Genomic DNA, 11,209 nt, shown 5'->3' on the forward strand with positions numbered 1-11,209 from the left:
TTGGGGATTTCCTTACGAGACGAGGGGGAGTGAGAGATCCATGGACAACACGAAAACAGTGGTGTTAGACGAGGTTGAAAGCGCCGTGCCAGGCGAGGAAAACCCGGCCACGCCAGGGGCCGTGCCGGTTGGTGGGGTAAGTGGTGTTGCGCCAGCAGGACCGGAAGATTTGCCGGTAGCCAGGCGTCGGCGTTGGTGGGTGTGGGGTATTACCGCCCTGGTTGTTGGTGGTCTGGCCGGTGGTGCTTATTGGGGGTATTCGGCGTATAACGCTACCCGGGTTAGACAGGCCTACGAGAAGGTTTGGCCGGTCTACCAGGAGGCTTACCTGGAAGCCGGGCGGGCTGTGGACAGCGCTCGGGGTGTGTGGGAAACCTGCCAAGCAGACGCCTCCGATCTGGGGTTGGAGTGCGGGCCAGGACCAGAACTTGCACACCAGCGTGAGCAAGTGGACCTGGGCAAAGAACAGGCAAGCACCATCAAAAACCAGACACGTCAGCTTGAAGAACTAGCAGACACTTTGACCGTGTTTGCTGGCGAATGGAATACCCAAGCTGACCAGTGGGTAGAAAGTATTGGGACTGCGCGGCGGACGTGGGCAGAAGGTACGCTTAGCGGGCGGTTAGGTGCCGTACTCGAAGTAGCTGATAGTGGTAATCAGTTAGTAGCTGCCTATCCTGATAGTGATGAGACGGGCCGGATTGGTCAGATCCGGCAATCCCTTACCGACCTGCAAACCAGTATCGGTGGTGACGTGTCTGGTATGGATAGTAAATGGCGCGAACAAGCACTGGAAACTATCAAGACTGGGGAAGAAGAACTACCAGGCCTAATCCAGGCCCTGCAGGCGCGCCACGATAGTGAGCAAGCCGCCGCTGCGGCTGCGGCCGCAGCAGCTAACCAGCCACGCACATCGAACGTTGCAAGTACAGGTAGCAATAGGGCCACTAGCCAGCCCTCCGTGAACAAAGAAGCTACTAAGAGCAGTAGCTCGAGTGCTCGTAGTGGTGGCAACAGCGGACGGAAAGCTCCAGCCCCCGCTCCAGCTCCGGCACGTCCACCCGCCCCCGCGCCTGCGCCACCACAAGGAGGCGGATGGGTAGAAACAGCCAACGAAGGTGCGACATTTTGCCTTGATACCGAAGGAAATGCTTGGGAAGGGCCGTGTCCCTAGAAAGACGGAATTGGCACAGGATGAGGAGGTCGTTGGTTCAAATCCAGCCCCCGCCACTACTGAGGAAGCCTCAGAACCTTTTGGTTCTGGGGCTTTTATCATTTCTACTGTTTCTTCTGGTGCAATGTGGGGCGTATTGGCCTGTGGCTATTGCAGACAGGTACGTCGAAAAGATAGGCCCCTACCAGATGGACCCGATAAAGTTGTAGGCCGCATTGTCGCGGCCTCAACAGCCTCAAACGTTCGCCAGATTCGTGGGACCTGACCCCCTGTTGGTGGACATAGGCTAGCCCCGGCGTTCAGCCGGAGAAAGGTAGTCTTCTACCATGTCCCGTAAAACATATTCCGCGCAGTTCAAGAAAGACGCGGTAGCCGCGTACGAGTCCAGCGAGGCTTCAATGGCGCAGGTTGCTTCTGATCTGGGAATTAATCGTAATTCGCTGCAAAACTGGGTAAACCAGTTTGGCACCGGGGTGCGGGCCAGGCGGCGCAAAGAAGCAGAGGCGGCGCGGGTCTTATCTGAAGCAGAGAGAATCCGACAACTCGAAAAGGAAAACGCGCTTTTGAAAGAAGAACGCGATATTTTGCGCAAGGCGGCGCAGTATTTCGCGAAGGAGATGGGCTTGTGATCCGCTTCAAGTTCATCGAGGACCACCGTACTGAGTTCTCAGTCAAGCGGATGTGTACCGTACTGAAAGTAAGGCGTTCTTCCTATTACAAGTGGGCCGCAAATGCGGCCCGGCGCGAGCAACAGGTATACGCTGACGGGCTGCTAGGGGAGCGAATTCGGATCGCTTTCGAGGCGGAAGGTGGCTTGTATGGTGCTAAACGTATAGCCGCGTTGCTTACTGCGCAGACCCCGGACCAGCCGGTAAATCACAAACGCGTAGCACGGGTGATGAAAGCTCTCGGGTTGGCAGGTTTTACGAAAAAACGTCGTGTTCGCACTACTGTCAGTGATCCACATAAGCGGGTCTTTGATGATCTTCTCGAGCGTGATTTCACCGCGGCCAGGCCTAACGACAAGCTTGTCGGGGACATTACATATCTTCCCCTTGCCGGGCAAAAGAATATGTATCTGGCTACTGTGATTGACTGTTTCTCCCGGAAACTGGTCGGTTTTGCGATTGCAGATCACATGCGTGTTGAACTCGCCCGAGAGGCATTACTGATGGCCGCAGACCAGCGAGGATCCTTGCGTGGAACGATTTTCCATTCTGATCACGGCAGTGTATACACCTCCTCTGTATTTCAAGAAACATGCCGCCAGTTGGGAGTACAACAATCCATGGGAGCTGTAGGCAGTAGTGCCGATAACGCGCTGGCAGAGTCATTTAATGCAACGCTCAAACGAGAAGTTCTCAAAAATGCGAAGGTTTTCCCCAACATGCTCTCCTGCCGCCGGCAGGTCTTTGCGTGGTGTACTCGGTATAACACGAAACGATTGCACACCTGGTGCAATTACCAGGCCCCAGACACCTTCGAAAAACACGCGTCAGCTACACTTGACCTTGCAGCATAAACACCACCCCCATGTCCACTTTCCGGGGGTCGGGCCCGAAGCTCAATTTCTAGAGATGTAATCTATGGGGCAACAATAATAACGAACGGGTCTCTTCTCACAGTTTCGAAAATTAAAGCTTTGGCAGAGGCGTGTGCAGTTGATCAAATTGTTGTAACGTTAAGCAATCTGGCGTATTGCGAGTTTTGTTTCATTTAGTGGCGAGGCGTCGGCTCGGCGGTTTGAGGCGGAGGTGGTTTCCGCAATGATTCAGGGCTTGGACGTGAACCCCCGCGTTAACGGAGTAAGGAAACTCGTTAGCGGAGCAAGAAAAGCGGTAACTGCCGGGAAGCGGGCTAATGAAAGCCTCTAAAGGAGAGAACCACGTGAAAATATGGTGGATTGGCCACCTCTGGCGTATTTCTGGAGCCTGGGGACGTACGGCCCTGCTAGCTATGCTGGCGCAAGCGGCCTGCGCGGCTGCCCTGCCCCTCATTTTCGGTTTGCTCACTCAAGCCGTACTAGATGGCGCCCAACTTCGCGCCATCTGGGGATATCTTGCGGCAGTAGCCGGGCTACTTATTGCCGGCGGGATTTTGGAGCCGATCTCCGAGTATTTGATTGGGCGCGGCACCAGCTACGCCCTCGAAAACTTGCACCGCGACTGGTTCCGCACAATCCTTGCCGTGCCTCCCGCGCAGCTATCGGCCCCGCAAATCTCGCGCACCACCAAGGATCTTTCGCGCTGGGAGGTCACCGACGCGCTCGATAACGCCTGCACGGTCGTCTTCTACCGCATGAGCGGATTCCTTTCTTTCCTGCTCATTGCCCAGTGGAATATCTGGATCGCGATTCTCTTGGCCGGCGCACAGGTAATCTTGGGATACATAAGCCTTGGGTGGTCGCGCAGCCTCGAGAGCGCTCCGTCCGCTGCCCAGGCGCGCTCAGATTACTATTACGCCCTGCTCACGCGCCCAACCAATGCGCGCGAACTCCGTATTTTTGGCACGGCCAAGATCTTCTTGCGGCGTTTCGAAGAGTATTGGAGCCAGTACAAGGCATCCGGCCTGGGTGCGGTTTCCGGGCAGGCGCGCCGCGTATTCCTGGTTTCCATCTTCGTTTTCCTTGCCTACCTGGGCGGTTTCGTGGCCCTCGCGCTGAGCGCCGGGACGGGAGCCACCACTGCCGGTACCGTGGTAACGGTCGTCGGTGCGGCCATGAATCTCACCGGCCTGGGCATGATCGGTTCTTCCGCGATTATCTACAGTGTGTACAACGGCGTCGTCGGCCGCCTCACCCAATTCCGCGCGCTACGCACGCAGCCGAGCCCTGCGCTATCGGCACCGCCAACCGCGCGCGCTGATTCACTGGATGCCGGCTCGATACGCCCGCCGAAGGTGGAGATCGATCATCTTTCCTTTAGTTACGACCCGGAAAATTCCGCCCCGGTGATCGCTGACCTGAGCCTCGTTTTAGAGCCAGGTACGACGACGGCGCTGGTGGGCGTCAACGGTTCCGGGAAATCAACGCTGATCAAGCTCCTCACGGGTTTGGAAACTCCGGACGCGGGAAAAATCAGCATCGACGGAGGAGCCCCGCGCGGGCAAGCAGCGGTCGTTTTCCAATCCCCAACTCGTTATCCCTTCGGGGCGCTCGTGAATATTCAGCTTGGCCAGGAATTTCCGGGCGTAGACGTAGCGGATATTGCACAGGCTTCCGGAGTGGACGCGCAGTGGCTCACGAGCGGCGAGAAAACGGCGGAAAAGACCGGCTTTTCCGGCGGGCAGTGGCAGCGCATTGCCTTGGCCCGGTGCCTGTACTTCGCGCGCGGACGCGGCGGGCTCGTGATCCTAGATGAGCCGACCTCGGCCATGGACCCGATTTTTGAACGCGAACTTTTCGCGGATTTCCGCACGCTGACCAGCGGGCTCACAACATTGCTCGTCACGCATAGGTTGGGATCGGTAAAAAGCGTTGATCGGATCTTGGTTTTGGATGGGGGCCGGATTACCGAAGACGGCACCCACGAAGAACTCATGGCACAACATGGCACCTATTACCACATGTTCGAAACCCAGCGGCACCTGTATGCCGATCAGCCCGAAACAACCGAAAGCGAACCGGAGGAAGAAGCTGGAATGTCGCACGTGACCGGCATCCGCACGCGGCACGTTGCCGGCACCAGCACGCGGGAAACAGCCGGAATGCCCCAAGCTGCTGGCACTAACGCACATACCCGCAGCACATCGGAAGTCGCTCATACTTCGCACAACGGACAGGAGAGTGAGTAGTCGTGCGTGCAACAGAACCGCAAGCATCGGATAGTTCGCAGTCTTCTCCACCAGCACGGATGTCTTCACCGCGCGATATTTCCCGCGCCCGCGCCGTCTCGGACGTGATGCGCCGAGCCTGGCGCAGTGCTCGCGAAGCTTTCCTGCTGGCCCTCATTGAGCCTCTAGCGGCTCTGACCGGAGGGCTTGCCCCGGTATTCGTCACTCTCATGGTGGAAGGAGCATTACAACATAATGCGCAGATGATGGGCATCTGCGCCGGGATTCTAGCCGGCGTCGTTTTCCTCAATATTTGCGCCACCGTGGTAGGTACGACGGCGCGGCTCAACGTGATCCGTGCGGTCGGGCATTCCTATGATGCTTCGATCGCCCGCGGGCTCGCGGCAGTTCCGTATGTAGACCAGTTGGCCGAGCCACAACTAGCTGCCGCAACTCAATTGCTCACGCAAAGAGCCGGGTTGCTCGCGCAGATCGCGAATGGGTGGCTCTCTGCTTTGCGGATCATCATGCAATTCATTGGAGTTGCGGTTTCGGCAGTTTTAATCTGGCCGTGGCTGGTGGTGATTCCTCTCGGGGCAATCCCCGCGCTGCTGATAGAAAACCGTTTAGACGCCGTGGATGAGCAGGCAGAAACGGCCTCAGCAAGCAAGGAAGAGCGCCGCGATCTTCTCTACGAGACTGTAGAAACACCGCTGGCACGTAATGAAAGCACCCTGTGGCATGCCGGCGCGTATCTGCGCGATAGGTTCGCAAAAACGCTGCGGGGTTGGCGTGCGCCTTATGACCGAGCGGCTGGTACCCGATATCGGGCCATAGCCTTGCCCACGCTCATCGTCCCACTCGTTACCGCCGTCGTCATTATCTTCTTGACCTTGCGAATCACGACGGGCGCAGCCATGGCTGCGGCCCTGGCCGGTGCCTTCCTCGTTACTTTGCAGCTCAAGGACGTTACTTGGGCGGTACCGCAGTTGCTACGCGGTTTGCTCGGCTCAACGCGGGCGGTCCGCCGCGCCCTGTGGGTGGAAGAGCAGTGCGCCCACTACGCGGCTACTTCTACCACCGAAGGACGCCACGCAAACGCGGGCAGCGTTGCCGAAACTGCTCGGGAAAACACAACGGAAGCGCCCGCCTGCCGCGAGCAGACGAAGGTTGCGGGCCAGGGCCACGCGGAAGTGGCAGGCCAGCCTCCGGTTTCCGCGGCGCCTGCGCAGGCATGCGCGGTGGCCTTGCGCTGTGAGGGCTTGACGTATCGATATCCGGGCACGGAAGAAAATGCGCTCCACGATGTAAACATTGAGATTCCGGCCGGGAGCACGGTTGCTTTGGTCGGCCGCAACGGATCCGGGAAAACCACCTTCCTTGATCTTGCGCTCGGACTACGGCAACCAAGCGCCGGCGTATGCGAGTGGGAAGGTGAGGCCACCGGCGTCGCCGCGACTTTACAGGACTTCTTACGTTACGAAGCAACAGTCATGGAAAACGTGGCCTTCTCACGCGAACGGGTGGCGAAGCTGGCCAACCGGGCTAAGGATCCAAACCTCGTGCAAGAACCGAAGGCCGGTCAGGATGCAAACCTCACGCGGGAAGCTGATCCGGTGCGCGCAGCGCTGGAGGAAGTGCAACTTGGGGGCGTGCTTGCGGATTTGCCGGAGGGTGAAGACACCGTGCTCGGCACTCGTTGGCAAGGTGCGCATGACCTTTCGGGCGGGCAATGGCAACGCCTGGCGGTGGCTCGCGCGCGCTTCCAATTGCGGTACGCGCAGGCCGGAAGAATTGCCTACGACGAAGCCTCGAGTGCCCTAGACGCGTTTGCGGAAGAGCAACTGGCGAAGGTGTTCCTCGATAAAACCGGGCACGCGAACGTTACTTTCTACGTCACGCACAGGATGAGTATCGCCAAGAATGCGGACCTGATTCTTGTGTGGCACAACGGCGAAATTCTGGAATCGGGTACACATGCCGCCTTGATGGCGCAGGGCGGGCTCTACAGAGAAATGTTCGAAGCACAGGCGACCGGGCTTCACGAAGCCTGAATTGGGCCCTACCTGGAGATTGACCGGTTTGTTGTAGCAAAAGAAAACGAAGAAGGCCCCCACGCAAAGTGGACATGGGGGTGATTGGGATTACCCTTGTTTTGTTGATACTGGATTAGAGGGATTGTCGGTGGGGTGGTGGTTTCCACTCGCGTCTGGGCTTTCATTTCTATTGCGGATCGGCGCGCGGATCTGATGGTGTTACGGGGAGAGCGTGAATAATTCCTACGGGGAGGCCTTTGTTTAGCAGACACTTTCCGTGGCTACTCCGAATGTCTCATACAGTTCCGGTAGCAGTACTTGTCATTTTGTGTCGCCCGCATGGGCCGGGCTAGTTTTTAGGACCGGTCGGTTTGAGTGCCTTCCTGGGTTTGGTGCCATTGGTTGGCGTATTCAGTCGGTGGGATAAATCCTAGGCTCGAATGAGGATGATGCTTATTGTAACGCTCTGACCACAGTCGCAGGCAGTGCGACGCGTGGGCAGGGTCGTCGAACATCTCGTCTTCTAGCAGCTCGTCACGTAGCCGGTTGTGGAAGGACTCCACAAACCCGTTATGCCAGGGCATTCCCGGTGGGATGAACGCTTCGATAGTGTCTTGCTTGGCTGCCCATTGAGTCAGCTCTTGGCTGATGAACTCCGGGCCGTTATCCATACGCAACACCATCCATACGCAACACCCGAGGTCTACCACCACGCACAGCGGCGTACTTATCCGCGCTAGGCTTCTGGTGGCGTTTGCGGGCGTTGTAGTACGCCGCTGTGGATACCCCGACGACCCGGCAGGCAAAGCGCACCGAATAACCCACAGATAGAGCGTAATCGATGGCTTCATACCTGCGTGCCGGGGTCAGAATTTTCCCTCCGCAAGCTCCTTCAGCAGCGCCTTTTCCAACTCAGCTTCCCCGAGTAAGCGCTTGAGCTTGGTGTTTTCTTCCTGCAGCTCTTTAAAGCGGCGGGCTTCGCTGCGGGACATGTTGCCGTACTGCCTGACCCAGCGATGGTAGGTTGCCTCGCTGACGCCGAGGTCACGGCAGACTTCGGCCACAGTACTACCCGAGGCCTTCAAGGCCCGGGCTTTCTCGAGCTTGGCCACAATCTGCTCAGGGGTGTGCTTCGAGAATTTCTTCATGATTACCAGTCTTCCTGCCCAACAGGGGCTGTCACGGAAGACACGCTCAAATCACATGGTCTATTTAATCCAGCCCAGGCCAGCCCGGGCTTTCTCCAGCTTGGCCACAATCTGCTCAGGGGTGTGCTTCGAGAATTTCTTCATGATTACCAGTCATCCTGCCCAACAGGGGCTGTCACGAAAGACACGCTCAAATCGCATGGTCTATTTAATCCAGCCCAGGCCAAAGGCTTGGCCGATGATTCCGAAGAAATACCCGCATCACTTGGCTCGTGATGGATCCTGACCTACTGAGTACACAACGACACCGCTTATCAGATCCGTAATCAGAACCGGGAAATCACGATAATCGATAGCGAGGTATTTTCCGTAACGCCGTCGCCCAGCTTTAATAGGCTCGACTATCTCAAAAACAACCTGATGGAATTCATCGTAACGCGGATCTGCGATATCAATGTCCAGTTCTCCACCATTGTCGGAGTCTGTTGCTGTAAAAAATACCCCTGAGTAATGTTCGCCATCTTCAAAAAGTATCGATAGAGGGTTGTTTAGATTCGCGCTTGCATACTCCTCTACGGGCCAAACCTGAAATTCTTCTTCTGCATGCAGGTACATTGGGATCAACTCCTTGTCAAAGGGTGGGCAGGAACAAGATGGCAGCCTGTTTGGGAATAGTGGATGGTGGCTCGGCTAGTGGGACGACTCTTGCCAGTTCGGACATCACGATAGAGACCGACGATAACCCCACAATCGATCACTTCTCGATTCTTGCCCCACCATTCTCCGGTACCGGCTTTTAATTCTACTAATGCTTGAATTTGGGTGATATCAAGCGTAATGGGTGACCTCTTCGGATCATAGCCTTGCTGTCCAGGAAGATGCTTCGATTGTTTTCCAAAATGCACCTCGGTTGTGAAACCCCGAACAGCTCGGAATATACGACCTTTGTAGTCGATCATTTTGCTTCGAGGCTTACTCATGCCACACCTCGATTCTTGGACCTCTGCCAAGTGTCTGGGGAAAACACATGAACCGGTATCCCTAGTTCAAGCGGAACCTCTCTCAAAGCCCTAGGCAAGCATCCGTACACAACGAGATCTGTAGGCATCTTCAGACGGCAAATTAGACTGATTTCCTCCCGAAATTGATGCATACTGTTCGATTTCTTGATGCATCCGTGAGTCCCTACTGCAAGCGTCCTTGAAGATGGCACACCTGCCAGTGCGTAGGAGACGGACTCTCGTCCAGTTAGACGAACGTTCGGGATAACTTGAACCCCATTCCTTTCCAGCCATGCACCCAGTAGTTGATTCTTATACGTTGCGTGCATTCGTTCGCAAATAGGCAAATTCTCGTAGGTCGAGAAATCAGGGCTAACGACTCCTGAATATTCGCTGAGGCGAGGTAGGTACTTTTCAGGATTATTCCAAAACCTAACAAACTTCTGATCATCTTCATAAAAATGTACCCACGTCCCTGGCTTGATCTCGCCGCCTCTTGTGGTCTCTGAGAATACTTCCAAGAACTCAGGAACTTCCTCGCAACCTTCGATGATCGGGATGTCGTATGGGCGCGCAAGTTTTAACCCATTTAGCAATCTCCAGTTACCGACGTCCCTCCAATCCTTGGATGGTGTAATCGTTCGGCTCTCCATATTGCTCGTACGTAGTACACCCATGTGCTCAGGTAGAACGAGATTCGGCAAAGGTGCTTGCAACACCTCCGAATGTGAGCATCTAGAGCTTGACATATAACCTCTCATGTTTACAAGTTCGCTAATGTGCTTACAGTATGATGAAAAAAATATGCCCTCTCGACTTTAAATCGCGAGGCTAAGGCTTTTTACTCGCAGAGCGGTGGCGTGTAGTGACGTTTCGAAAGTGCTGGCAAGTTCGCGGATGACATCTTTCTTCTTCCAGCTAGAAAGATCGTACCAGCTGCCGGGAACCTGCGCCCGGAACGCTTGCTTAAATGGCGTGCGCGGCATCAACAGCGCTGCACCCAGGTAATTTGCTTGAAACTCGGCTCGATCAAAAGCCTCGGAAGCTACCTCCTCGGTAGCGATGGTGAAGGGGCGGTAGCTGTTATTGCTAGAACACTTCATCGTCGGGTCGCGATAGTAGATATGCTGATGCAGAATCAGGTGAGCGCATTCGTGTGCGACGGTGAAGCGCATTCGACTTTCCGGCGAATCACTTAGCGCATCATGGTCAATGACAATCGTTTGAGCAGGAAACATCACGTCTATGGCTCGGCCACGACTGTCGAGCACCGGAGTTGATAAGTCTTGGAATATAGACATTCCGAGAATGCTTCCATCTTCTGATAGCCGGTGATAATCAAGTGTCGCCTCGAGGTGGAACTCGGCGAAACTCTCAATATCGAGTGGCGCGGGAGAATCTAGGTGTGAGCCACCTCGATATGTGGCGAGCAATTTCTCCGCTTTCAACTCAAGTTTCTCTTTTGATATATATGCGGGCTGAAGGCTCACTAGTTTGAATCCTCGCCTTCGATAATGTCGATAATGCTCTTCCACTGTTTATCGCTCAGATCGCGCTCTTTGGCGCGCCGAAGGGCAACGCGTGCAAGATTGGTCTCCATGATGTAACCCGACAGGTCAGCAGACACTTGGTTATCGCGAGTCCTTGCAGCTAGGTCGAACATGTGCTCGCGTTCGGCGCTGGTAAGCCTTAGCGCTGCTGCAATGTCCTCGAGCTTGGTGTCTGGCGCTGCTCGACGCCCTTTTTCTATGTCGCTCAAATACGGTGCGGTCACTCCGATCATGTCGGCAAATTGCCTCATCGTATACTCGTGCCGCTTGCGATGGTCAGCGAGGAACTTCCCGAACTCTAAACGCGTATCCATCTTCCCTCCTTGCTTGTTAGCTAACAGGCTAACAGCTGGTGTGTTACGGCGCAAGCCCGACTCAACAACGGAGCACCACCGTTGTGGCTTCTTCTAGTCTTTGTTGTTGAGGCGTGAGTGGATCAGTGGTAGTAAGACACGATCCATGTCGGCTCTGAACTGGGCGTCTGAGAGGTACTTGATCGCGAAGTCCTGGTTTTGGTTCATGCGGTCAA

At 55.7% G+C, this 11,209-nt stretch carries 9 protein-coding genes and 1 pseudogene; 4 read left to right on the forward strand and 6 right to left on the reverse strand.

Annotated elements, in window-relative coordinates:
• Nucleotides 1–40: 40 nt before the first annotated feature.
• From H8274_RS01890 to H8274_RS01905, 4 genes are all read left to right on the forward strand, one after another.
• Complete coding sequence (locus H8274_RS01890) at nucleotides 41–1,174, forward strand: hypothetical protein (protein ID WP_185933681.1); 1,134 nt, start codon at nucleotides 41–43, stop codon at nucleotides 1,172–1,174.
• 326 nt (nucleotides 1,175–1,500) lie between these two features.
• A protein-coding gene (locus tag H8274_RS01895; RefSeq protein ID WP_185933549.1) for an IS3 family transposase occupies nucleotides 1,501–2,696 on the forward strand; the annotation gives its coding sequence in 2 pieces (ribosomal slippage) (nucleotides 1,501–1,783 and nucleotides 1,783–2,696; 1,197 coding nt in all).
• Between the two features lie 338 nt (nucleotides 2,697–3,034).
• Complete coding sequence (locus tag H8274_RS01900) at nucleotides 3,035–4,966, forward strand: ATP-binding cassette domain-containing protein (protein ID WP_185933682.1); 1,932 nt, start codon at nucleotides 3,035–3,037, stop codon at nucleotides 4,964–4,966.
• Between the two features lie 2 nt (nucleotides 4,967–4,968).
• On the forward strand, nucleotides 4,969–6,999 hold the full coding sequence (locus tag H8274_RS01905) for an ATP-binding cassette domain-containing protein (protein WP_185933683.1): 2,031 nt from the start codon (nucleotides 4,969–4,971) through the stop codon (nucleotides 6,997–6,999).
• 338 nt (nucleotides 7,000–7,337) lie between these two features.
• On the opposite strand, the pseudogene H8274_RS09965 reads toward H8274_RS01905, so the two are convergent.
• From H8274_RS09965 to H8274_RS01940, 6 genes and pseudogenes are all read right to left on the reverse strand, one after another.
• Nucleotides 7,338–8,129 (reverse strand): annotated as a pseudogene (locus H8274_RS09965) (transposase).
• 261 nt (nucleotides 8,130–8,390) lie between these two features.
• The gene (locus H8274_RS01920) at nucleotides 8,391–8,744 is read right to left on the reverse strand and encodes a hypothetical protein (protein ID WP_244924495.1); all 354 of its coding nucleotides are present in this window, start codon (nucleotides 8,742–8,744) and stop codon (nucleotides 8,391–8,393) included.
• A 5-nt stretch (nucleotides 8,745–8,749) separates the two neighbouring features.
• Entirely contained in the window at nucleotides 8,750–9,109 is a 360-nt protein-coding gene (locus tag H8274_RS01925; RefSeq protein ID WP_074663953.1) for a polymorphic toxin type 50 domain-containing protein, read from the reverse strand.
• The gene (locus H8274_RS09970) at nucleotides 9,106–9,891 is read right to left on the reverse strand and encodes a DUF4417 domain-containing protein (RefSeq protein ID WP_420807967.1); all 786 of its coding nucleotides are present in this window, start codon (nucleotides 9,889–9,891) and stop codon (nucleotides 9,106–9,108) included. The genes H8274_RS01925 and H8274_RS09970 overlap by 4 nt, the downstream gene beginning before the upstream one ends.
• A gap of 57 nt (nucleotides 9,892–9,948) precedes the next feature.
• A complete protein-coding gene (locus H8274_RS01935) occupies nucleotides 9,949–10,620 on the reverse strand; it encodes an ImmA/IrrE family metallo-endopeptidase (RefSeq protein WP_185933685.1) in 672 nt (223 codons plus the stop codon).
• A complete protein-coding gene (locus tag H8274_RS01940; RefSeq protein ID WP_185933686.1) occupies nucleotides 10,620–10,994 on the reverse strand; it encodes a helix-turn-helix domain-containing protein in 375 nt (124 codons plus the stop codon). Before H8274_RS01940 ends, H8274_RS01935 begins: the two co-directional genes overlap by 1 nt.
• Nucleotides 10,995–11,209 lie beyond the last annotated feature (215 nt).

This window comes from Actinobaculum suis, assembly GCF_900618115.1.
In the GTDB taxonomy this organism is placed as follows: Bacteria; Actinomycetota; Actinomycetes; order Actinomycetales; family Actinomycetaceae; genus Actinobaculum; species Actinobaculum suis.

Bases quoted from the DNA above. Each gene is read 5' to 3' on its own strand.
- H8274_RS01890 (WP_185933681.1), top strand. From the start codon at position 41: ATGGACAACACGAAAACAGTGGTGTTAGACGAGGTTGAAAGCGCCGTG.
- H8274_RS01900 (WP_185933682.1), top strand. From the start codon at position 3,035: ATGAAAGCCTCTAAAGGAGAGAACCACGTGAAAATATGGTGGATTGGC.
- H8274_RS01920 (WP_244924495.1), bottom strand. From the start codon at position 8,744: ATGTACCTGCATGCAGAAGAAGAATTTCAGGTTTGGCCCGTAGAGGAG.
- H8274_RS01925 (WP_074663953.1), bottom strand. From the start codon at position 9,109: ATGAGTAAGCCTCGAAGCAAAATGATCGACTACAAAGGTCGTATATTC.
- H8274_RS09970 (WP_420807967.1), bottom strand. From the start codon at position 9,891: ATGAGAGGTTATATGTCAAGCTCTAGATGCTCACATTCGGAGGTGTTG.
- H8274_RS01940 (WP_185933686.1), bottom strand. From the start codon at position 10,994: ATGGATACGCGTTTAGAGTTCGGGAAGTTCCTCGCTGACCATCGCAAG.